Genomic DNA, 24,061 nt, shown 5'->3' with positions numbered 1-24,061 from the left:
TTCATCAATCCTTCACTTATTCTTCTTCAAAATGATAAAGCGGTGTGCTTAAGTATCTTTCGCCATTCGATGGTAGGATGGCGACGACTTTTTTTCCTTTTCCAAGCTTTTCTGCAACTTGGAGAGCCGCGAAGATTGCCGCTCCAGAAGAAACGCCACCTAATATACCCTCTTCTCGTGCTGCTCTTCTTGCTGTATCATACGCTTCGTCATTCGTCACTTGAATGATCTCATCGTAAATGTCCGTGTCGAGAACTTTCGGGACGAAGCCTGCACCGATCCCTTGGATTTTATGAGGTCCTGGTTTTCCGCCTGAAAGGACTGCCGAATCGGTCGGTTCTACTGCTATGATTTTCACTTCTGGGAATCGCTCTTTCAATACGCTGCCCACCCCGGTAATTGTGCCTCCCGTGCCGATACCTGAAATGAATGCATCCACACGATCGAATGCATCTGCAATTTCCGGTCCTGTCGTCAGACGATGCACTTCCGGATTCGCTTCGTTATTGAATTGCTGCGGCATGAACCAGCCATTCTTCTCAGCAAGCTCTTCCGCTTTGCCGATTGCCCCTTTCATCCCTTCCGCTCCTGGTGTAAGGACGAGATCAGCACCGTATGCACGCAATAGATTCCGACGTTCCATACTCATCGTGTCCGGCATGACGAGTACCGCTTTATATCCTTTTGCAGCTGCAATCATCGCGAGACCGATGCCTGTATTTCCGCTCGTCGGCTCAATAATTGTACTGCCTTCCTTCAATTCCCCTGACTTTTCAGCAGCTTCAATCATCGCAAGGGCAATCCTGTCTTTAACGCTCGATCCCGGATTGAAGTATTCTAGTTTTAGATAGATGTCTGCACTGTCTGGACTCGCTAGGCGATTCAACTTGACGAGCGGTGTTTTTCCAACTAGGTCCGCAATCGTGTTTCCGACTTTACTCATTCCTACCCACTCCTAATCCCTACTTATTTGATATGTTTTATTGTATTAATAGTACACCTGAATTGTGAGCACTGTCAATCATTTATAGCTCCTTTATCCTTTCCCTCTTTCTAAATGTATAATCTAAAAAAACTGTTCGGAACCACTCCTTCATAATGGGCTCCAAACAGCTTTTTATTTTCCGTAAAACCATTTCGCATCGAATTCTTTCCAGAACGCCTCCGGATTTACCGATTGCGGAAGTTGCTCGATGGCTAACTCGCGTTTAATATGATCCTTCACTTCCTCATAAGAGAACGCCCTGCCTTCAACTACCTCATTCACAAGGATAATCGCATATGTACCATCTTGAAGTTCAATAGCATCCCCGATCTTGCCTTCTTTCAATTTTGATGCAGCTTTGTAGATTGCAGGATCGATAGTCTCGGTCTCTGCGTTAATATAACCTATGTCACCGCCTAGACTGGCAGACGCAAGGTCAGTCGACAACTCTTTGGCCAATGCATCGAAGCTTGACCCTTTCGATAACTCATCGAGTGCTTGCTTCGCCTCCTCCTTCGTCGGAACGATAATGACAGAAGTTCGGTAGGCAGTCAAAATATTATAGAGGGATTCGTTTTTCTCATAAAATGACTTTACTGATGCATCATCAATGACCACATCATTCGACAATACTTTCTCTAAGATAAGGTTTGCACGGATTTTTTGCCGAGTTTGCTCTACATCCATACCTGAATGTGATCGACCGTCTACCGAAGTGATGAGCGCCAGTTCAAGTTCAACTTCCTCGTCAGTCACTTTGATGCCGTATTTCTCTGCCGCCGTTTCCATCACCTTATTATTGACTAGGTCAAGAAGCACTTCTCGTCCAACTTCCTTTTCCATAGCTGTCATCCACTCGGCTCTCGTAATCGCTTCGCCCGCTACCGAAGCAACCTCTTCATCGGGTTGCTTCGATTTGTCGGGGATAAGCCATCCAATAAACCAAAGGACATTACAAGCAAAAAGGATGCCGATGAGAATAAGAAGCGGCTTCGTTTTCAATCTTCTTCTTTGAGGGGACGTCTCCTGGACGTTACGACCTTGACCGTATTTCATCAATAAATCCTTCAAGTTCTTCTTTCGTAAATACATACTTCTCCAAACAGAAGTGACACTGCGCTTCCGCTTGTCCGTCCTCATCAATCATTTCCCGGATTTCCTGCTCACCCAGTCCCTTGATCGCATTGCCGAAACGTTCTTTCGAGCAATTGCAGCGGAACGCAACATCCATACGATCAAGGATTTCAACATTCTCTTTCCCTAATACTTCTCCCAATACTTCTTCAGGTGTCAAACCACGGTCAATCATTCTGGAAATCGGTTCGACATTCGACAGCTTTTCTTCAAGTCTGCTTATTGTCTCTTCCGTTGCACCTGGCATCACTTGAATGATGAAGCCGCCAGCAGCTTTTACTGTATTGTCAGGATTGACAAGAACACCTAACGCCACTGCAGAAGGAACTTGCTCCGACACAACAAAATATTGGGTGAAGTCTTCCGCGATTTCACCGGAAACAATCGGAACCTGTCCAGTGAAAAAGTCCCGTAACCCAAGGTCTTTCACAACCGACAGCATCCCTTCCGTACCGACCGCGCGTCTTACGTCAAGCTTTCCGTGTTCATTCAAATCAAAATGGGTTTGCGGATTCGTAATATATCCCTTTACGTCACCATTTGCATCAGCATCGATGACAATCGGTCCGGCCGGTCCGTTCCCCTCAACTTTAATCGTCAGTTTTTCCTCACCTTTCAGCATTGCACCCATCATAAGGCCCGCTGTCATCGTCCGACCCAAAGCAGCTGTAGCAGTCGGCCATACATGGTGCTTCTTCTGCGCCTCACCTACTGCGTTTGTCGAATTCACTGCATACGCACGAATTGTCCCTTCAAAAGCCAATGCTTTTATCAAATAATCACTCATTTATTTTCTACTCCCTTCAAACATTTCTTTCATAAATCAAATGAAGTCCTTTCAACGTAAGGAAATTATCTACGATGTCAATAACTTGTGTTTCACTGGCAATTAATTCGGCAAGTCCACCTGTCGCAATAACAGTCGGCTCCACCTTACTTTGTGCTTTCATCCTGCCGACAATACCTTCGACAAGACCAACATATCCGAAAACAATTCCGGCCTGCATCGCAGAAACAGTGTTTTTGCCAATAATATCATCCGGCCGCGTCAATTCAACACGCGGCAATTTGGATGCCCGATCAAATAAGGCTTCCATGGAGATGCCGATGCCCGGCGCAATTGAACCTCCCATATACTCGCCCTTTTCATTCACATAACAGAATGTCGTCGCAGTTCCAAAATCGACGATAATCAGCGGAGATCCATAGTCGTGAATAGCTGCAACCGCATTGACGATACGGTCCGCACCAACTTCGCGCGGATTTTCATATTTTATATTCAATCCTGTTTTGACGCCAGGACCAACGATGAGCGGACGCAAGTTGAAATACTTTCTGCACATCTGTTCCAGCGGGAACATGACCGGCGGAACGACAGAGGAAATGATAATGCCATTTATATCTTCAAAACTGAGACCAGCATGGGTAAACAGCGCTTTCACGGACATGGCGTATTCATCTTCCGTTCTTTGCCTGTACGTTTCCATGCGCCAATGATGTTTCAACTCACCTTTATCATAAACGCCAAGAACGATATTCGTATTACCTGTATCCAATACTAAGATCATATTCTTTTCCTCGCTAACATTCGTCATTTTCCAAAACATCATAACATAACAGGCATAAATAAAAACAGTCGACTGCCTTAAAAAGCAGTCGACTGGAATGTTGTCTTTTAAAATTGAGCTGTAACGTCAATCTCTTCTATGTTCATCGATCGATGGAAGAGATTGCTCTCCACCATTCTCTTTCGGCAAATCTCCGATGGATGGATCTGCAGGCGCACCTGTCGAATCCGAATGCACAGTGTCTTTATCATTCTCAGCGACGGTGTCATCCGATTTCTGTTGTGAGCCATTTCCGTTTTGATCATATGAACGCTCCGGCAATGTGCCGTGGTCTTTCAAGTGATTGATCTGCTCTGCATCCAATGTTTCCACATCAAGAAGCGTCGTAGCAATCAAGTCGAGCAAGTTGCGATTCTCCGTCAGAATCTTTTTAGTGCGATCATATTGTTCCTTGATGATGCGCTGCATTTCTTGGTCGATTTCGTATGCAATCGAGTCAGAGTAGTTCTGTTCGGAATTAAAGTCTCTGCCAAGGAAGACGTTGCCGCCTTGCGCCTGGCCAAATTGCATCGGACCGAGCTTATCGCTCATACCGTATTCCGTTACCATAGAACGTGCAATACCTGTAGCGCGTTGGAAGTCGTTATGCGCTCCAGTGGAAACTTCCCCAAGGACAACCTCTTCCGCCACGCGGCCTCCAAGGAGTCCGGCGATTTTGTCGAGAAGTTCAGGCTTCGTCATGAAGTAACGGTCCTCTTTCGGCAACATAACCGCGTATCCGCCGGCCTGGCCGCGAGGGACGATCGTCACTTTATGGACGATTTCTGCGTCATCCAACATGAGTCCAACAACGACGTGACCCGCTTCGTGGAATGCAACGATGTTCTTTTCCTTTTCGGAAATGACACGACTCGTTTTAGCTGGTCCCGCAATAACGCGGTCTGTCGCTTCATCGATATCTGCCATGTCGATTTTCGCTTTTCCACGTCTAGCTGCCACTAATGCAGCTTCGTTCAATAAGTTCTCCAAGTCAGCACCCGAGAATCCCGGAGTACGTTGCGCAAGAGCTTTCATATTGACTGATTCGTCAAGCGGCTTGTTACGCGCATGCACTTTCAGAACTGCTTCACGGCCTTTGACATCCGGACGACCGACTGTAATCTGACGGTCGAAACGTCCTGGACGAAGAAGCGCCGGGTCAAGGATATCCGGACGGTTCGTAGCGGCAACAATGATATTTCCTTCGTTACCATCAAATCCATCCATTTCGACTAAGAGCTGGTTCAATGTTTGTTCACGTTCGTCATGTCCGCCTCCGAGACCAGCGCCCCGTTGACGTCCGACTGCATCAATTTCATCAATGAAAATAATACATGGCGCATTCTTTTTCGCGTTTTCAAACAAGTCGCGGACACGGGATGCACCGACCCCTACAAACATTTCAACGAAATCCGAACCGGAAATCGAGAAGAACGGAACACCGGCTTCACCGGCAACCGCACGTGCCAAAAGCGTCTTACCTGTACCAGGAGGTCCAACCAAAAGGATTCCTTTTGGAATACGCGCTCCAAGTTCAGCAAATTTACGGGAATCTTTTAAGAAATCCACAACTTCTTCAAGCTCGGCTTTCTCTTCATCTGCACCCGCAACATCAGTGAATCTGACTTTTTTGCGGTCATCGGAATGGAGCTTCGCCTTACTTTTTCCGAAATTCATCACTCGGCCGCCACCGCCGCCTTGTGCTTGATTCAAGAGGAAGAAGAATAGGATGATGATGATGATGAAAGGAACTAATCCTGTGAAGAAGGCTACCCATGCACTTGTTTCTGGTGCAGGTAGAATTTGGATTTCAGGGTTGCTCGTTGTTCCAAGCGTCTGTAATTCACCGATGATGGCCTCGTCGTTCATCAGGACATTCGTCGTGAATTTCTCTCCCTCTTCATAGCCCTTCAACGTACCTTCAACGGTCAGAACGTTACGAACCGGCTGAAGTGACATGGATTCAACATCGCCTTTTTTCAATGCTTCGTAAAATTGATCATACCGAATCTCTTTCGTTTTCGGGTTTGGATTATTTAGTGAACTGAAAATCCCCATAATTGCAAGGAAGATCAATCCGTATAATAGAAAGTATCGAAGTATACGATTCATCCCAAGCCTCCTCATTTCTTTCAACAGAAAACTATTGTAAATCTTATCATATAACAGATTCAACCTACAAAGGAAAAGCCTTTCTTACATGCTTGAAAAACGGAATTATCTTTCAACCGCATAGATTTAGGGCTCCACAATCGTAGATGATAGTATGCCAACTTCGGACGGAATATGGAAAAAGCTTTCCACCGCCCCTTGTAAAGGTTTGTTGAAAAGCTTTCAGAAAGAGTAGATTTCCTTTTTCAATACACCGATATAAGGCAAGTTCCTATATTTTTCTGCGTAATCAAGCCCATACCCGACAACAAACGCATCCGGCACAAGGAATCCGACATAATCCGCTTTTAAATCCACTTTTCGACCCGTTGGTTTGTCAAGCAACGTAACAATTTTAATGGATTTCGCTTTCCGGTATTTGAAAAGGTCAACTAAATAATTCAATGTCTTACCGCTATCGATAATGTCTTCGATGATCAAGACGTCCCGGCCTTCAACACTTGTATTCAAGTCCTTTACGATTTTCACTTCTCCAGAAGACACTGTCGCATTTCCATAGCTTGATACATCCATGAAATCTAATTCGATATACGCATCGATCCGTTTGATCAAGTCGCTCATGAAAGGCAATGCCCCTTTTAGGACACCGATCGCAAGCGGGAATTTATCTTGGTAATCAGCTGTCAGGACAGCACCAAGCTCCGCAATTTTCTCCTGGATCTGTTCTTCTGTGATGAGCACTTCTTCAATATCGTTTTGCAACATCGAGTTCCCTCTCTTTTCCTTTGAAATTTTACTTTACTTTCATTTTGAATATGTACTTTTCCCGTTCATTTTTTCGATTCTTGAACTGGATGCCATATCGTACGCCAGGAATGGCGCAAATTTCACCGTGTGCAGTTGTGACAATCGGCAATATCCGCCGTTTTTCAGCGCCGATTTTTTCGTCAATGAACAATCTGGACAAGCGTTTCGGTTGCGCCATGCCCGGAAGCAATATGCGATCCCCGTCTTTTCTGCCCCTCACATAAAGAGGCAACTCGGATTCAGGTAAATCGAAATACATCGATTCGACAGCTTCCACGTCACAGGCGTCCGCATCGTTCCAATACAACAGCATATCTCCCCAACTTATCCATTCACCTTTTCGCAACATTTGAATCGAATTGTCCGGAGCTTCCACATTCTTTACAATCGAAACCGTACCGTACTCTCTTACAAATCGGTATCCTTTTGGAAGGTCAATTGTCATGTTTCCGGCACTTGTGGAAAGATGGTGATGCAATTGATTCAAAAGTGCCGTGTTATATTCTACCTGCGTCGTTTCCCCATAGTAAAGATAATTCAATAGTAGTGGAATGAAGCGCTTTTGTAAAGCAGTGTGCATGGATATGAACATATCGGATGGAAAGGTCGGAAGCCCATCTTCGGTGAACGTCACAATGGATGCAAAACGCTCTTTCGCCAAGCTGTTCAACAGCATTTCATCCTCCTGCAAGCTTGTTGTCATTTTAACGACATTCAGTGCTGCAGAAGGATTTTCAGACAAAATGGCCGGCGCTACACGATGGCGGAGCCGGTTCCGTAAATAGGCGTCGCTTTCATTGCTTGGGTCTTCCCTAAATTGCTCTCCATGTTGCTTCACATACATTCGAAGCTCTTCTTTCATTGCAGGAAGAAACGGTCTAATAACGTTCCCGCCATCGACTCTTCGGCTCACCGGGATGCCGAGGGGGGCGCTTCCCTTGGATAATTGCATTAGCACTGTCTCCAATTGGTCTTCGGCATGATGGGCGGTTGCCAATACATCGTAGCACTCCGCCATCATCACATTTTTAAAAAATTCATATCTTCCAGCCCTGCAGACGTCCTGCACATTTCCGCCTTCCTCATTCAAGATGGAGGGTACAGGCACATTCCCTCCGAAAAAAGGAATTCTAAGCTTATCACAAATTCCCTTCACGAACTTGCCGTCATCTGCTGACTCTTTTCCGCGAAGCATATGATCGACATGGACAGCAGCCACTTCAATCCCCAATTTCTCGCGGAATATAGTCATAAAAAGCAAAAGTGCTACAGAATCTACTCCTCCCGAGCAAGCAATAAGGACTCTTCGACCGGAGGACAGCAAACTCTCTCTCTGAATGAAATCAATGATTTTCCTCTCAAACGCCTGCATATTCCGCCCCTCCATGATGTTGAATTTTCGTCTCCCCCTATTTTACCCCATAACTTTTTCCCGGGAAATAAATCGATTTGTAGGCTTTATTGTCGTCCATTTCGGTAATACATGTTCAACTTTCATTATCAATACTGTTCTGTCATCCGCTACAACGCCAAATCTCCTCTCCATTTCAGACATAATGCGGTCTGCTAGCGGCTCACAGGCAAGATGCTCGTACTTTTCCAATATTCCATAGATTGCATCTTCCTGCTTTTCCATCGAAATCGATCCACTAAACACGCCGTCCGTCAACATGACGATAATATCGCCTGATTTTAACTCTTCATTTGTCGCTTCCACGGAAAACGAAGGAAGGAATCCGACAGGTACCGATTTACTGTCAAGTCGGAGGAAATCTTGGCCACGCTTAATATACGTACTCATCGACCCCGCTTTCCAAGACCATAGCCGTCCATCTTGCAAGTCGATCAACGCCAAATCCAACGTCGCATACATGTCATCCAGCCCATTCAACGACATCATATAATGCAATGTATGCATTGCTGTTTCCGGATCCATTTTGCGGTCCAGGCATTCTCGCATAAGGCGGATCACTTTCCGGCTTTCCCGATAAGCATTCATATCATGACCCATTCCGTCCGACAGTAGAACAGCGGTGAGACCATCGTGGATAGGGAACACTTCATAAGCATCACCAGCATGGAATGTCCCTCCGCCAGCCGTCGCCATTACTCCATATTCCAAGGAAAAACGGACAGCTGAGCAAAGCATGATTTGAATATGCGGGAAAGGATCTTGCAGCACGACAGTCTTCTCCACTTTAAATGGTTCGCGATAGACCTCCTCTAAAAGCGGCAAGATGAGACGTTCTGCCACTGTAGTATCTGTTTCGAAATCCGAACGTCTTTCTGGAATTGAAATGACGATTCGATAAGCTCCCTTCTCTTCTGATAAAATATCAATCTGATAATATTCGATTTCCTGTGACTGCAAATGCTTCCCCAATTCCTCCTCTGCAAGATGGTTAACTGACAAATCGCCCTTAATATCATTCATGATTTTTTCTAAATGATTGCTCATATCCCTCAATTGCAACGCTAACATTTTCCGCCCATGCTGAAGCTGCCCCATTAGAAGATGGTTGGAAGCCGACTCTTCCAGTTCGGTGATCAAACCCGCAGAGCGGACGCATTTATATTTAATCCTCTCTTCGACGCGATGGCGTGCCGCTTTCTTAGTTGCTGAATAGGTCCCTTCCCACTCATAAAGCAGACGAGCCATCCCTTCCTCATTTCCCTCCCAGCATTTTGAATATCTAAAACATGACTGACAAATCGACGGGATGTTCTGTGCAGCATGTCCATCATCTGAAGAGAAACGATCATTTACAAGATTGGACATAAATTCGGCAAACTGCTGAAAATCGGATAATTGCTCATCTAGACGATCGGTCAGCCATTGTTGCCGCTTCACTGAAATATCCTGCTGACCGCTAGGTGTAATCATTCGACTAAGCGGCTCCACTTTTTTTGTCGGGATGAAGAAAAATAATAGAGTAGCTAAGCCAATCGTAAAGAAATGGGAATTATCAAGCGGCAAAGTAAAGTCATATAACAGGAAGAAAACGGATACTGCAAAGCCGCCTGTTGCAATGCCTAATTTCCCTAGCCGGCGTAAAGCACCTGCAAAAAAGCCCGTCATTCCATACACAGCCATCATGCCGGTAAACGATAATTCCGCAATTCCAGCAATCGCCGCAATCATCATTGCAATCGAAGTGGAAAAAGGAAGACCGCCGGCTAGAGCTGCGAGCAAAATGGTCAGATGAAGAAGCAATCCTGAAATCGAAATCGGGCCGACCATAAGATTGCCCATTCCCGTCGTCGCCATAATCCCTACAATGCATACCGCTCCAAGACGTTCCGGTGACCATTGGCCAAAAAAGATGCGCTCCCGGTGAGGAAAAGCGACGAAAAGGAAAAACGTCATGAACAGTGCTAATATCGCTTCGAAGCCAATGGTCAATTGCACATCGACCGGCGTATGTCCGCTATTCATAACAAACTGCCAAAGAAACTGAACGACAATGATCGTCCCAGCAACTGTCAATGGAATGGACTTCCTCATAAAAGGATGCTTGCTCACTACATTGAACAACAGCAATTGCATAAGATGGATCACTGCTTGTCCCACCCCTAGGAAAGCCCCTCCTGCAATTCCCCCGATGAATACATAAATGAGATGATTCCTGAAGCGCATCTGCGCTAACGCCCAAATTGGCAAGAAAAAAGGAACCGCGGCGTCAAACAGAACAGCTTGCGACAAGAAAAACGTACTCAGTAAAAAGAACGCTGCCACCAATACATACATCTTCCGCTTCCCCACAGTGTCGAACACCTGACGAATCTGCTGGCCCACCGGTCTTTCAAGATTGCCTATCATCTTCATCTCCACATTCCCCCTATGTCTACTTGTCCCTGAGTATACATAGGTCGAGCCAAAGAATTTGTCTGTTCCTGACAAGCGGCTCAAAAAAACTTTCGACTCGTTCCGAAGTCTTTTTCTATTTTCCAACGAAAGGTTGACAGACACCGTCGAGCCATGTATTATGATTATTGTCGTTCAGAAACAATTGAACAACATGGCGGCGTAGCTCAGCTGGCTAGAGCGTACGGTTCATACCCGTAAGGTCGTGGGTTCGACCCCCTCCGCCGCTATAATCGAAAAAGTTGACCTGTCAATTTGACAGGTCAACTTTTTTTATACCGAAAAACGCATAAACCCCTAAAAATCCTCAGAAACTTACTTACACGCGCAAGACTCTCCTAATGATGCACAACTCATTGACACACTTCCAAACTTATCGAATCGACTCGATTTGTTCCTTATGATGCGTATCATGCCAAACAAAATCTGAGAAATATTCCTTTAATGTCAGAACATGCTCCCCAATGTTGAATGGCTTCGTCCATTCCGTTTCATCCAAACCTTCAAGCCATTCTATAATTTGCTGCCGATGCTGTTTTGCCATTGCGATCACTTCGTCAAAGGAGTATTCGTTTGCGAGATTTGCAGCCCTGTCATTAAAGGGCCCCCACTCCACATCCTCAAGCTTCTCTGATTCTTTCATTCGATGTAGCCGATTCTCCAAAGTAAACTTGTCCCATTCCGCCATATGCATAAGAATCTCCTTCGGCGACCATTTTCCTTCCTGGTAAGGTGCATTCGCCTGTTGTTCAGTCAATGAGTGCAATGAATCTGCCCATTCCAAATACTTTCGAAGTTTGTTCATAATTTCGTTCATTCCAATTCAGCCCCCTTTTTCATTATTATTTCGACCAAATACAAGGGAATTCCTTTGATCCGGTTAGGAAAGTTCTCTTACTCTACCCAATACTTCTCATTAAACCCCACTGAGTTCTCGTAAAGACGCAATGACTTCTCATTAAACCCCAATAAGTTCTCGTTTCAGCTAAAGAACTTCTCGTTCATTCTGAAAACTTTTCGTTTAAGCCGATAAAGTTCTCATTTCTAAAACATCGTAAACAAAAAAGCGATCCAACATCTTAAATAGATGCTAGATCGCTCATAAGAGATTCATTTCCACTAATTGAAACAGCCAGCAAGTTACCCTCTTCTTGCGCCACGGCCACCGCGTTTAGATTCTGTTGCTCTTTTCAAAGTTGAAAGGCGTTCTTCACTGTCTTTCATGAATTTAGCCATCTTTTGCTCAAAATTCTCCGGACGCTCGTTATGGCTAGGACGGCCACCGCTGTGACGAGGACGTTGAGGGCGTTGAGGACGTTCAGCTTCCGGTTTCGCTTTTCTGATCGATAACCCGATTTTTCCGTCAGTGCCGACATTCATCACTTTCACTTCAACCATATCGCCTACTTTTAGGTGGTCATTGATATCCTTCACATAATTGTCCGCTACTTCACTAATATGGACCAGACCAGTTGAACCGTTCGGCAGTTCAACGAACGCACCGAAGTTTGTGATCCCTGTAACTTTCCCCTGTAACTTGCTGCCTACTTCAATTGACATAAAAAAAATGCTCCTCCTTAAGATTTAAACGGCCGCTTTTCAGAAGCCTTTTTACCAAATGGCGAGTCCTGCAAGTGCAAGATCCTTACTTTCATTATAGCCAACAAAAAAAGAGTGTCAATAAGACTACTCTTTTCCGTCATCTTTTTCGTCTTTTTTCTTCTTGTTTTCAGGAACTGTAAAGATGATTTCATTTTTATCTGATAAGAAATATTCTTTCCGTGCAAGCTTGGCAATATAGTCATCATCGTCTAATTTTACAAGCTGTTTTTTCAGAAGATCTTGCTCTTCCTTCACTTCTTCCAACTTGGCGAGCGTTTCCACTTTTCGCTGTTCCTTCTCCTGTAGCGTCTGCTGTTGCTGAATATACATATTCGTCAATCCGCCGAGTACTACGAAAGCGATCAATGCATAGAGGAACATTTTTCGTTGGAGCCGCTTTTTCTGCTTGTTTCTCCAAATTTCTTTTTTACGCAACGAGCGGATATATTCAGTTTCAATCGATGCAACGGTCGTGGATGATTTCCTTTTCCTTTGCTCCATGTCCTGCACTCCCTCTCATCACTTTACGAAATCCGATAAGTCTAGTAATTATACATCATATCTCATCAGATTTAAAGAGAGATTCAGAGACTTTATTATAAAGATAGATAAATGGAGTAAGGAGTATTCTCGTAATTTTGACGAGCAGCTTGAACACTTGGCTAATAATTTTTGCCACAAGACTGATGATGAACCATATCGGTTTAATGATCAGCATATTCAGGATCCTTCCAAGAAACCTGAAAGGCCGATGAAAAACCGAAGCGTATAGAAGCAAGCCGCAGATTTGTGCGACCGGATCGTACATCCTCCACGCTCCATCCCGGACAATGAAAAGAACGTAGAATGATGCACATCCAATCAGAATCCATCCGATTACTTCCAAAGGGACCGCGTACTTCCGGATGATCGATCTCTTGCCGGTCGCATCTACGCCCGTTCCGATCAAGTCCATGAATACCCCGGCCCCGATGCCTGTCCCAATCATTGCAAGAAGACTAAGAAACTGGACGGAGAGGCTCATCCAAATAATTTATGGAGGAAACCACGCGAACTTGCATCTTCTTCGTCGTATTGCATCGTGCTAATCGTGCCTTCTAAAGTAAGAAGCCCTTTATCTACATCCAAATGGACGATACGCAGCTCCTCCCCACGAATTACTAATACTCCTTGTGATGTCCGGATGATGAACTCCTCTTGGTCGAACCGGTCGATTGTTTTTACAGATGTAAGATCCATTCTTTTTCGGTTCCTCATCGTGACGACATGATCGCCCGATGGGATTGCGTATGTTGGGTTATCCGTCTGGATTTGCATACTATTCCTCCCTTTGCTTGTACGTTCACTGCCATCTTATGCGGGCGCATAAAAAAACATGACAGGAAAAATTCCTGTCATGCTCTCAATCTTCATCGTCAATAAACTCAAGTTCAACCTTTTCAAGCTTCTCTTCTTTCACAATCGTGAACATTGACGCAGCGTCTTCTTTCTTTGTCGATTCCTTCAACATTTCAACTTTTGCTGTTACGATTTTTTGGCCAAATCGGATAGCAAGTTCATCGCCCAGTTTCACGACCGACGAGGCTTTCGACACTTTTCCGTTAATCGTAATCCGACCTTGGTCGGCCACTTGCTTCGCCAATGTCCGCCGTTTGATCAGACGTGACACTTTCAAAAATTTATCTAATCTCATTTCTTTTCTTCCCCTTTCGCCTGTTGCCAAAATTCTTCTAATTCATCTAGCGTATAAGCGGAGAATTCTCCTCTGCCGTTATTTACGCTCTGTTCGACGAACGAAAAGCGCCGTTTGAATTTCTCATTGGCATGAGCCATCGCTTCCTCTGGAGACAGTTTCAAGAACCTCGACAAGTTGACCAATGTAAATAGGACGTCGCCAAGTTCGTCTGTCTGGCTCTGCTTCGTTCCATTCGCCACTTCGTCCTTGAATTCCTGCCATTCTTCCTCAAATTTATCGAAAGCCCCTGTAATATCCGGCCAATCGAAACCGACTTTTGCTGCTTCCTTTTGGTAATTAAAAGAAGTGAGCAGCGACGAACTATGACGTGCTTGTCCATCCAAGAGCGATTCAGCTTGCGGCTTTTCTGTCTTCTTAATTTCCTGCCAGTTTTTCAAGACCTCATCCGAATTTTCCACGTTTCGATCGCCGAACACATGCGGATGGCGGCGGATCATTTTATCTCCGACCGACTGCAAGACGTCTTCCATTGCAAAATAGCCGTCGTCCTCGCCGATTTGCGCATGCAAGAACACTTGCAGCAGCACATCTCCCAATTCCTCGATGATTCCTTCATCGTCCCCCTGGTCAATTGCTTCGAGCAACTCATGCGTTTCCTCAATCAAATATCGTTTCAGCGATTCATGAGTTTGCTCGCGGTCCCACGGGCAGCCATCAGGAGCACGCAATGCAGCGATAATTTCCCGGAATGTCGACCATTCCTTCAGTCGACCTTCACGCTCCATAACCGGAGGTACATAAACGGTCGTCAAATTATCGATTTCCGTCTCACGGTCCAACTCGAATAATGGCACCGTCCGAAGCTTTTCCAATGAAGAGCCTGCCGCTGTCACAATCGTCACCGGATGATCGTACGCATACTTCTCCATGAGCGACAGCTTCACTTCGGAAGCGATAAACGCATCATACACTTGGCCGATTAGCACGTGCTGCGTCATCATCACGTCATCACGTTTCATATCCGTGCCATCGAGCAGTTGGAATCCTTCAATCGGATCGATCCGGAGCGCTGCAAAAATCGGATCGAGGAAGCTGTTGCCCCCCGCGATTTCAAGTTGCACAATTCCAGCACGTTCTTTTTCAATTAATAATTGCACGGTGCGTTCTGCTACAAGCGGATGCCCTGGCACGACATATGTAACTGCTCTGTCTTTTGCCATCGACACTACTTTCTCCGTAATTTCTTCATACACTTGCTCAAATGCATCATTTTCAATGTAGACGTCATCGAAGCTCTCTATTGCCATTCCTTCCGCCCTTAATTCCACAATCGCCGGATGCTGGTCCGTCCTCGCAACGACGAACTCAGCCTCCTTCAGCTTTCGATATGTTCCAAGGGACAGCTGGTCAAGATCCCCGGCGCCAAGGCCGATAATCGTAATTGTATTCATCCATTCACCTTCTATTTTTATTGAGAATTAATTGTACACGGGCCAACCTTTTTCCGAACGGCAGCAAATACCATTCCTTCTCCGCCATTATACGTGATTTCATGACAACGACTAGGAAAACGCCCGCTCCTAAAGCAACAGCTGTTAGTGCCGTCAACGTCGCTCCAATTCGAGATGAGACGTTGTCGAATAAAATCCGATCCGCCGCAAGCATCCACGGGAAGATAACCGCCGCCATCGCTAGTGTCGCTAGGAAGAGCCAGCCATAAAAACGAATAGGAGCAAGCCTAATCGGCCATACAGATTTGAAATAAAACAGTAGCCCAACCGATATCGCTGCAAAGCCGATATTTCCGGCAATCGCTGCGCCTGTTACGTCGTAGAGAGGGACTATTAATTGATTCGCAACTATTTTCACGACAAGACCACCTAAAAGCAACAGCGTAGGGATTTTCACTTTGCCAGCTCCTTGCAATATTGCGGTCAACGGCAAGATAAGCGACAACCAAAAGATTTGAAACGCAAATATAATCAATGCAACAGAGCCATTCCGCGTCTCAAACAGCATTTCATTCACGTATGGAAGGACGAACGCAAGCCCGATGGCAGCTGCCCACCCGAATAAAAACGCCGTCCGGAACGTGAGCTGTATGAACGGCTCCGCGCCTCGTCCTTCCTTTTTCGCTGCATGATGCGCAATAAGCGGGACGATCGCAAGCGCCAACGTCGATGCAATCAAAATCCCCATCTGGACGAGCGGCTGCCCACGGTCATACACACCTTTTAGCTCCATGGCTGCGTCCGACATGAATCCTTCCGCAAGAAGAATATTATATACAGTGAACGAATCAGCAAGCTGGAATAACAGCAAGATAAGCGAGCTCGCACTGACGCTCAAACTGACGAACGTCAATTCCTTCACGACCCGCCACGTATCTATTTTCAAAAGTGGTCCTTTGAATGCATTCCGGTAATAGAGAGCTAGTATGACAACTCCCGCCGTCTCCCCAACGACTGCACCCCACATTGCCACTTCACCGGCTGTGTAAAGCGAAGCACCTGCCCGTACAGCGAGCCACGTGCCAATGAGAATAACCGCGACACGAAACACTTGCTCACCGACATTTGAAACGGCAACAGGCGTCATCTGCCCTTCCGATTGGAATGAACCTTTCAATACTGCAAGCATCGGCATGACGAGCACGATATAAGCACCTGCACGCAGAAGTGAAACAAGTCCAGGATCTCCCATCGCCTGCGCGAAAAACGGAGCGAACGTCATGAGAATGACGAAAAACGATAATGACAATCCGGCCAAGTAGAGAAAGGCGACCCGCTTTATCGCCCTCGATTCCCCACTGCTTGTGCTACCCGCGAGCAACTTCGAAACCGCCACCGCAAAGCCATACGATGTCCACACGATGAAAATACCGATGAACGGATACACTTGCTGGTAGATGAAAAACCCTTTATCCCCGACAAGGTTTTGAAATGGAATCCGGTATACCGCCGCCAGCAATTTGACGATGATCGCCGATATCGTCAATATCGACGCACCTTTCATGAATGTTTTCATATTCCAATCCGCTTTGGACATAATTGCGCCTCTTTCGATGTTTAATAGGTATACTATAGTATACCACCAACGTAAAAACAGCCACACGCTCTTATGCAAATGAGCGTGTGGCTGTGTCATTTCATTTTCCTTAATAAATACAATAAATACGGCGTTCCAATCAATGCGACGACGAGACCGCTTGGAATGTCTTTCGGCGCAATCAGAATGCGTCCAACAAAGTCCGCTGTCACTAAGAGCAGACCGCCTAGCAAGCCTGAAACGACAAGCAGCGGCAAATGGCGGAAGCCTACTAATCTACGAGCGATATGAGGCGCGACAAGCCCGACAAAGCCGATTGTTCCGACAATCGCCACTCCTGCTGCACTGATCGTCACCCCAACGACAAGCGCCCAGACACGCGTCGATTTGACAGACAAGCCGAGACCCGCTGCCACATCATCCCCGAATGTCAGCGCATCCAAGCTGCGTGTTAAATAGACGGCTGGACCGATTAGTAGAACGAAAAACAATAACGAGAGCTGCACATCCTCCCAACCTTTTCCGTACGTACTGCCTGAAAGCCAGACAAGTGCCGCGGCAACAGCCAATTTCGCCTTCACAACAAATACTTGCGTTGCGGCGGAACCGAATGCCGAGATCGCGATTCCCATCAAAGCGACGAGCATTGGCTGAAAGTTGTTTTTCCACGCTGTCACCATTATGATACCAAGAGCAACGGCGGCTCCTACTACCGCGCCAAGCGGCATATACTGTACAGGGATCGCTGGAATTGCGACCAATAGCAACATCGCACCTGCTCCACCCATCGAGGTGACGCCCAACACACTTGCGTCCGCCAATGGATTCCGCAGGACGCCTTGCAATAAAACACCCGCAAGCGCAAGCAGCACCCCGATAATGAAAGCTGTGAGCACACGCGGCACGCGGAAATTCCAGACGACTGGTTTCATCCAATCAAGCGACCAGGCCATCCCGTTATAGGAAAATGCCAAGGCAAAGACAGCAACGATCAAAACCGCGACGATTGAAATGACGACCGGCAACTTGACCGGCTTCAACGTTCCGCCCATTTGGCGATCGCCTTTCGTATGTGATTTCGCCGTTTTCCAAGCTAAATAGAGCAGCCAAGGTCCGCCAGCCAATGCTGTCATCGCACCGACAGGCACTTCCTGTCCGGGCTGGATGAGCCGACCGAGCACGTCCGCACCGATCATCATGACAGCACCCCATAGGAATGACTGAAGAAAGATTTGCAAATGGCCACGGACGCCTAACATCCGGACAATATGCGGAGCCATCAAACCGATGAATCCGATCGGACCGACGACACTTACTGTCGTTGCCGCAAGCAAAATCGCTGCTGCCCATGCCATCAATTTAATGAAGCGTACATTTTGGCCAAGTGAAGACGCAACATCTTCACCTAACGACAAAATATCCATCGGCTTCGCAATCCCTAATGCAAGGATGAACAGGACAACGATCATCGGACCCGCAAATGTGACACCGCTCCAATTCAACTGTACAAGTGTACCTGATCCCCATAAAAAGAGGCCGTTCGTCTGATTCTCGAATAAAAGCTGCAAGGAGCCAGTCATAGAGGCAAACAGCAAGGAGATAATCATCCCTGTTAAAGCGACACGAACAGGCTCCATCTGCTTCCCTGCCAGAACGACGACAAGGATGGACGAAAGCACCGCGCCTGCAAGCGCAACGAGAAACGGAAAGTCGCCGAGCAACGTTGGAAAGAAAATCATCGACACTACAACAAAGAAATACGCACCGGCATTGATGCCGAGCGTGCTTGCAGACGCCAACGGGTTATTCGTCAATGTCTGCAAGATAGCACCCGCCACAGCGAGCGCACCACCCGCTAAAATACCGATCGCCAACCGCGGAAGCCGAAGTGAAAGCACGATATCCTGGATGCGCCCCTCCACCCAAACTTCCTTCATGAGCTGGGAAACTGTGTAATCAGCTTGGCCTTGTGTCAGATGGATGAAGGATAAAACGACCAACAGGAAAAGACCGATGATCATAACGAACAACGATCTTTTCCCTGTAGCCTTTCTCGCCATTATTTATTGACCATCGTATCGACGATTTGATTCAACAATGTTTCAGCTGACAGCGGACCTCCATACAACCAAGTATCCGAACCGAGGTTAAATAGTCGATCTTCTTTGACGAAATTCAAGTTTTTCCAAACCGCATTATCTTTCAATTGCTTTTCGTATACATTGTCTTCTTCCTGCACCGTATACAAGTAGTTCGCATCCTCGTATTTCGTCAAGCCTTCGACGTTGAATGTGCTGGATCCGAATACTTCAAACTGATCCGGCACGTGCACATTTTTCAAACCGATCTTCTCAAGGATTTGGGAAGCCATGGAGTTCGGCGTGAATACACGGATTTCCGGAGCTTGCGGACCTGTGTATGCGAGCGTCAAGATGACATCCTTCGTTTTCAAGTTTGCTTTATCGATTTCCGCTTTCGCTTCCTCGTATTTCTCATCTAAGTGCGCCAACACTTTTTCAGCTTCATCCGTCTTGTCTACAGCCTTCGCGATTTCATTGAAGGTCGTCGTCATTTCCTTGTACAAATCAATGGACTCGTCTTCCGGATATGGATTGAAGATGACTGTCGGAGCAATCTTCTCCAAATCCTTCAGCATTGCATCGTGACGGAAGCTAACACCAATGATCAAATCCGGCTCAATTGCAGCGATCGCTTCCAAATTCGGCTCTTGCCTTCCACCGACGTCAACGACATCATCGCTCAATTCCGCGTCGATGTTCACCCAATTATGATATTCCTGAATGTCCGCCATACCTGCTGGCTGTATGCCAAGCGCAAGCAGATCTTCTGCGTATGTCCACTCAAGCACAACGACTTTCTTAGCAGGCTTATCAAGCGTCACTTCACCGTTCGAACCTGTGATTGTTACGCTTCCCTCAGCTTCATTGACTGGTCCTTTATCTTCATTCTTCTTCGAAGAGCAGCCAACTAACAGAACTGCACTAAGTACTAACAAAAGTACGGTCTTCATGAATTTATTCATATATTCTCCTCCACACTGATAATCATTATCAGTTAGTAGTGTAATCTGTCAGTTAGGTATTTGTAAAGTGATTTCATAGATTAATGATTATCATTCTCAATTGTACGAGAATATGGTATGCTACTTAGTAATAAGAGTCGGCTTTCTTTTGGATTACGAATGAAACGGAGGCATTATACATGCACCCTACGATAAATACGAAAAACTTGTCCATCGGCTATGAAGATCACCTTCTTTTTGAGAATTTAAATTTGGCAATCCCCCGTGGTGAAATCACCGTCTTCGTCGGAAGCAACGGTTGTGGGAAATCCACTTTGCTTCGTTCGATCGCTCGTTTGTTGAAACCTTCGGACGGCTCCGTCTTGTTGGAGGGGAAAGATATCCATTCGATGTCTTCCCGCAATGTTGCGAAGAAAATGGGCATCCTCCCACAAGGTCCCGTATCACCTGAAGGATTGACTGTTCATGACCTTGTTAAACAAGGCCGCTACCCTCATCAATCGTGGCTTTCCCGTTGGACGGAAGTAGATACGAAAAAGGTCGAGGCTGCGATGGAAGCGACAAAAATAAGCGATCTTCGTGACCAGGCAATCGATACATTATCGGGCGGCCAGCGCCAGCGTGCGTGGATTGCGATGACACTTGCACAAGACACGGATGTCATTCTGTTGGATGAGCCTACGACATATCTTGACATGACGCACCAAATCGAAATTTTAGACCTTTTGTTTGAGTTGAATGAACAAAAAGGCCGCACGATCGTCATGGTGCTCCATGATCTGAATTTGGCTTCTCGCTATGCCCATAATATTGTCGCCATTAAAGACGGTGGGGTATACGCACAAGGTAGACCGGAAGATATTATTACTTGCGATCTCGTCCGCGCAGTGTTCAGCATGGAATGCCAAGTGTCGACGGATCCCCTTTTCGGAACGCCGCATTGTGTTCCTTTCGGCCGTGGACGCTGCGTCGTGCAGCAAGTAAGGAGCAATACAGGTGCCTAAGCTGAACGAAGAGCACATTGCATCTTTAGAACGGTTTGGCATCTTTCTGAACAGGCAGCCTGACGCATTCACGAACGCACAAGCAACTTTGTCGGAAACGGCGAGCACTACTAAATTATTTTTGGAAATTAAAGCATTATCCGAATCGCCGACAGACGCTGTGGCGGCTTCCATTTATATGAGGAGGCACGGATTCTTCATGACGGGGCTGTTCCATATGCTGAGCAAGTTCAACTTGCTCTTTACCGGCAAATTGGAGGACATCTCTTTATTCATCGAAAACGGGACGATTCAGTTTACTATTCCGCCTGACTCATTCGGGGACGTCCATGACCGACACGAAGCGATCCGTTTCATTCTTGAGCAATACGGACATCCAGTCGTCGAATATATGGGCAAGCGCGCGCATGTTTCCAAGCTGATTCTTTGGGAGAATGTATGGGGCTATGTGCTATGGATATATTCCATGCTTCTTAACGAAGACTGTCCTGCTGCACCAAGTGACCTTGATTTCTTAATGGAAGATGAAACATGGAAGCCGCATATGAGGCGCTCACCCTTTAAACAGTATTTGCAGGGTGAAGAACCACTTGCCGCCATGTCTAATTACAAACGAACGACTTGCTGCTTATTGAAGGAACTGCCCGATACAGAGAAATGTCCTTATTGTCCGTTGAATAGGACTTAAAACAGCCTACCCGCACCGATTTTCCGGTACGTGCAGGTTGTTTTTTTGTTCTGTCTATAGGCTGACTCCACTAACTGAGATGTGCTCTCATCCTTTACTTTAACTCTTTTATTATTAAAAGATAATCTATGATTTATTATTGTTTCCAAGGATTCGGAATACCTTTCATTTCTGGATGTTCCCAGAATTCCGGGCCAGGATATCCTATATATAAATAAAGGTCTTTATTAGGTGTTTGTGTTGATGCTTTCATTACTTGATACGTCTCCTCGGAGTAGATAAAACGATCAGTATCATCTTCGTACGCAATTTTAATTCCATCATAATCATTAAATAATTCATCAACATATCTTTTATCTACTTTTCTGAATACAATCGAATTTACTTTATCGTTATAAAAACCGAAACTTGCAACCCCTCCATAATCTAGGTAGAAGTCAGATTCACTCATATCAGACTGCTCGATTATAAAATTATCACCCAATCGTTCAATTACGTTTGATGGTGAATCACCTATTGTCACGCCAAGTAGATAGAAGTAGCCTTCTTCTTCAGTGAATGTGGGTTTAGTGGAATCCACTTCCGTGTTGGTTGGAGAAGGGTGTTGATTTTTAAGATTCTGTTGCGTCCTGTATAGATACTCTGCTTTTTGTTCCCAGTGATCCGGTCCGGCACGAAATAGGGATAAGTATAGGTTTCCATCCATCGACATCGTTGATGCATGCAGTAGTTGGGAAGTCTCCTTGGAGTAGAATAAACGATTATCATTATCAAGATACCAATGAAATATAAATTTAAATCCACCATAGTCATTAAATAATCTGTCGAAGTAATCTTCATCTACATTCATAAATACGATTGAATCTAATTCATCTTCAATAAAATAGAATTTCACCTGACCCTCATAATTCATTACAACGTCTACCTCACTGCCGTCCTCTTCACTGTCATCCTCTTGCACGATTGTGAAATCCTCACCAAAAACTGTGATTACTTTTGATTGGGAGTCACCTAACGTTATTCCATCAAGATAAAATATCCCTTCTTCTTCGGAGAATATAGGTTTTGATAAATCTATGTCTAGTTCCGCTCGAGATGGTTGGTTGGCTACAGACGGGTCATTTTCAGTCAATACTTCGTTTAATACAAAAAGCATTGCGCTCATTGTTATTACAGCGGCAATTACTGTATATCTCCAATTATGTTTTGGTCTTTTTGATCTGTTTTGGATTTCATCTACAACGTTTTGCATAACCCTTTTTTTATTTTCCGTTACATCCTTCACTTCAGTAGGAATGAATTTATCCATTTAATAGTACCTCCCATTCAATTCCTATTAGCTGATTTTTCAACAGTTCCCTACCGCGTCGCAATCGGGTTTTGACTGTACTATCAGGTATGGCCAAAAGACTTGCAATCGCAGCGATCGTCATTTCGTCAAAATTAAAGTAAATGAGGACCTCACGTTGTTTCAACGGCAATTGAAGAATTGCTTCTCCAATTAGTGTTTCTTCATCTTTTCTAACCAATTCATCTGTTTTTCTTGCAGATTCTGTTTGGAATAATTTGTTTTGCAATTTCACCTTTCTATACGTCCAGCTTTTCAAATAATCTTTGCTTTTATTAGCCGTCATTGTTGTTAGGTAGGCCTTAACTTCTCCTCGTTCTTCATATTTGCTTTGACTGCCGTAAAACTTTATAAATACTTCCTGCACAATATCTTCTGCCGCTTGGAGGTCTTTCACGTAATAATAAGCAAGCCGAATTAAATACTCCGTGTATTGAAACATTAATTCTTTTAGTTCATTCGTACCGGTCACAGCTTCAACCCCTTTCCCTATATAGTAAACGATTCTCAAATAGGGGAGGTTTGTTTTTTCAGAATTATTTTAAACCTAATTCGTTCGGCACTATTGCCGACAAACAAAAACCCGGCAGCCCAGCTGTAAAGACAACAAATTTGCACCGTTATTTAAAGAATGATAATTTTGTAGTGCGCTATGGAAATATCTAGTCGTTTCATAACTGTTTGATTACACTGCGAAAAGGAAGACGATAATATGATAGATGTTAAATCAATACAAGAGCGAAAGAAATTAAGACTAGCAATTTTAGAGGAACTATATAATCTTCATTTTTTTCTCCTACACAAAACAATTGTTTGATTGTCAAAACGAATGAGTTATATGGGGAAAGAAATAGCGAAAAACACTTGGCTTATCATTATCTTGTTACATCTGGCTATATTCATTTAGATATTTCAGGTGATAGTTCAGTTGTAAGTATTACAGCTAAAGGTATTGATTATGTAGAATCTATTTATGAATAAAATAAATTATCATTCAAAAATTGAATGCATCCTATCCACTAAAAAAACAGCCCACCCACACCGATGATGTGACCCCTAAAAGTTAGAGTTTTATATTACGCAGCTAGTTGGCTGGTGTGAAGACGGTATTGAACCGGACTC

The 24,061-nt window shown here is 45.2% G+C and carries 22 protein-coding genes and 1 tRNA gene; 3 read left to right on the top strand and 20 right to left on the bottom strand.

Features of this window, described 5'->3' with window-relative positions; translation table 11 throughout:
- Positions 1-16: 16 nt before the first annotated feature.
- The 8 genes from cysK to ACTHPA_RS18040 form a co-directional block, all read right to left on the bottom strand.
- On the bottom strand, positions 17-943 hold the full coding sequence (cysK, locus tag ACTHPA_RS18075; RefSeq protein ID WP_440502302.1) for a cysteine synthase A: 927 nt from the start codon (positions 941-943) through the stop codon (positions 17-19).
- 174 nt (positions 944-1,117) lie between these two features.
- Positions 1,118-2,041: a peptidyl-prolyl cis-trans isomerase gene (locus ACTHPA_RS18070; protein ID WP_440502301.1), complete on the bottom strand. Its 924-nt coding sequence runs from the start codon at positions 2,039-2,041 to the stop codon at positions 1,118-1,120.
- Positions 2,019-2,906 carry an Hsp33 family molecular chaperone HslO gene (gene hslO, locus ACTHPA_RS18065; RefSeq protein ID WP_440502300.1) on the bottom strand — a complete coding sequence of 296 codons (888 nt, stop codon included), beginning with the start codon at positions 2,904-2,906 and terminating at the stop codon, positions 2,019-2,021. The genes ACTHPA_RS18070 and hslO overlap by 23 nt, the downstream gene beginning before the upstream one ends.
- Positions 2,907-2,922: 16 nt before the next feature.
- Positions 2,923-3,687 carry a type III pantothenate kinase gene (locus tag ACTHPA_RS18060; RefSeq protein ID WP_440502298.1) on the bottom strand — a complete coding sequence of 255 codons (765 nt, stop codon included), beginning with the start codon at positions 3,685-3,687 and terminating at the stop codon, positions 2,923-2,925.
- Positions 3,688-3,813: 126 nt separating this feature from the next.
- On the bottom strand, positions 3,814-5,838 hold the full coding sequence (ftsH, locus tag ACTHPA_RS18055) for an ATP-dependent zinc metalloprotease FtsH (RefSeq protein WP_440502296.1): 2,025 nt from the start codon (positions 5,836-5,838) through the stop codon (positions 3,814-3,816).
- A 222-nt stretch (positions 5,839-6,060) separates the two neighbouring features.
- Positions 6,061-6,603, bottom strand: a complete 543-nt coding sequence (gene hpt, locus ACTHPA_RS18050; protein WP_440502294.1) for a hypoxanthine phosphoribosyltransferase — start codon at positions 6,601-6,603, stop codon at positions 6,061-6,063.
- Between the two features lie 28 nt (positions 6,604-6,631).
- Positions 6,632-8,017, bottom strand: coding sequence for a tRNA lysidine(34) synthetase TilS (tilS, locus tag ACTHPA_RS18045; protein ID WP_440502292.1), 1,386 nt, complete (start codon positions 8,015-8,017; stop codon positions 6,632-6,634).
- A gap of 42 nt (positions 8,018-8,059) precedes the next feature.
- Entirely contained in the window at positions 8,060-10,471 is a 2,412-nt protein-coding gene (locus tag ACTHPA_RS18040; RefSeq protein ID WP_440502291.1) for a SpoIIE family protein phosphatase, read from the bottom strand.
- A gap of 195 nt (positions 10,472-10,666) precedes the next feature.
- On the opposite strand from ACTHPA_RS18040, the gene ACTHPA_RS18035 reads away from it, so the two are divergent.
- Positions 10,667-10,740, top strand: a tRNA-Met gene (locus ACTHPA_RS18035).
- Between the two features lie 143 nt (positions 10,741-10,883).
- Here the strand turns inward: ACTHPA_RS18035 and ACTHPA_RS18030 are convergent.
- From ACTHPA_RS18030 to ACTHPA_RS17985, 10 genes are all read right to left on the bottom strand, one after another.
- Entirely contained in the window at positions 10,884-11,327 is a 444-nt protein-coding gene (locus tag ACTHPA_RS18030; RefSeq protein ID WP_440502289.1) for a DinB family protein, read from the bottom strand.
- Between the two features lie 323 nt (positions 11,328-11,650).
- Positions 11,651-12,070 (bottom strand): S1 domain-containing RNA-binding protein, encoded by a 420-nt coding sequence (locus ACTHPA_RS18025; RefSeq protein ID WP_060204384.1) that lies wholly within the window; start codon positions 12,068-12,070, stop codon positions 11,651-11,653.
- Positions 12,071-12,196: 126 nt separating this feature from the next.
- Positions 12,197-12,613, bottom strand: coding sequence for an FtsB family cell division protein (locus tag ACTHPA_RS18020; protein ID WP_440502287.1), 417 nt, complete (start codon positions 12,611-12,613; stop codon positions 12,197-12,199).
- 55 nt (positions 12,614-12,668) lie between these two features.
- Complete coding sequence (gene yabQ, locus ACTHPA_RS18015; protein WP_440502285.1) at positions 12,669-13,136, bottom strand: spore cortex biosynthesis protein YabQ; 468 nt, start codon at positions 13,134-13,136, stop codon at positions 12,669-12,671.
- Positions 13,133-13,429 (bottom strand): sporulation protein YabP, encoded by a 297-nt coding sequence (gene yabP, locus ACTHPA_RS18010; RefSeq protein WP_440502284.1) that lies wholly within the window; start codon positions 13,427-13,429, stop codon positions 13,133-13,135. The genes yabQ and yabP overlap by 4 nt, the downstream gene beginning before the upstream one ends.
- A gap of 85 nt (positions 13,430-13,514) precedes the next feature.
- Entirely contained in the window at positions 13,515-13,805 is a 291-nt protein-coding gene (locus ACTHPA_RS18005) for an RNA-binding S4 domain-containing protein (RefSeq protein WP_440502282.1), read from the bottom strand.
- Positions 13,802-15,259: a nucleoside triphosphate pyrophosphohydrolase gene (mazG, locus tag ACTHPA_RS18000; RefSeq protein ID WP_440502281.1), complete on the bottom strand. Its 1,458-nt coding sequence runs from the start codon at positions 15,257-15,259 to the stop codon at positions 13,802-13,804. The genes ACTHPA_RS18005 and mazG overlap by 4 nt, the downstream gene beginning before the upstream one ends.
- Positions 15,260-15,263: 4 nt before the next feature.
- Positions 15,264-16,856 carry a putative polysaccharide biosynthesis protein gene (locus ACTHPA_RS17995; RefSeq protein ID WP_440502279.1) on the bottom strand — a complete coding sequence of 531 codons (1,593 nt, stop codon included), beginning with the start codon at positions 16,854-16,856 and terminating at the stop codon, positions 15,264-15,266.
- Positions 16,857-16,951: 95 nt separating this feature from the next.
- Positions 16,952-18,916 (bottom strand): iron ABC transporter permease, encoded by a 1,965-nt coding sequence (locus ACTHPA_RS17990; protein ID WP_440502276.1) that lies wholly within the window; start codon positions 18,914-18,916, stop codon positions 16,952-16,954.
- Positions 18,916-19,899, bottom strand: a complete 984-nt coding sequence (locus tag ACTHPA_RS17985; protein ID WP_440502275.1) for an ABC transporter substrate-binding protein — start codon at positions 19,897-19,899, stop codon at positions 18,916-18,918. The genes ACTHPA_RS17990 and ACTHPA_RS17985 overlap by 1 nt, the downstream gene beginning before the upstream one ends.
- Positions 19,900-20,078: 179 nt before the next feature.
- Between ACTHPA_RS17985 and ACTHPA_RS17980 the strand changes: the two genes are divergently transcribed.
- On the top strand, positions 20,079-20,903 hold the full coding sequence (locus ACTHPA_RS17980; RefSeq protein ID WP_440502273.1) for an ABC transporter ATP-binding protein: 825 nt from the start codon (positions 20,079-20,081) through the stop codon (positions 20,901-20,903).
- On the top strand, positions 20,896-21,591 hold the full coding sequence (locus ACTHPA_RS17975) for a hypothetical protein (protein WP_440502271.1): 696 nt from the start codon (positions 20,896-20,898) through the stop codon (positions 21,589-21,591). Before ACTHPA_RS17980 ends, ACTHPA_RS17975 begins: the two co-directional genes overlap by 8 nt.
- Positions 21,592-21,727: 136 nt before the next feature.
- Here the strand turns inward: ACTHPA_RS17975 and ACTHPA_RS17970 are convergent, their stop codons facing one another.
- Entirely contained in the window at positions 21,728-22,900 is a 1,173-nt protein-coding gene (locus ACTHPA_RS17970; RefSeq protein WP_440502269.1) for a hypothetical protein, read from the bottom strand.
- Positions 22,893-23,411, bottom strand: a complete 519-nt coding sequence (locus ACTHPA_RS17965) for a sigma-70 family RNA polymerase sigma factor (protein WP_440502267.1) — start codon at positions 23,409-23,411, stop codon at positions 22,893-22,895. Before ACTHPA_RS17965 ends, ACTHPA_RS17970 begins: the two co-directional genes overlap by 8 nt.
- Positions 23,412-24,061 lie beyond the last annotated feature (650 nt).

Origin of the sequence: Sporosarcina sp. SAFN-015 (assembly GCF_051966875.1) — a bacterium.
In the GTDB taxonomy this organism is placed as follows: Bacteria; Bacillota; Bacilli; order Bacillales_A; family Planococcaceae; genus Sporosarcina.
Note: the sequence above shows the minus strand (reverse complement) of the source record. Positions and strands in the feature narration are given on the sequence as shown.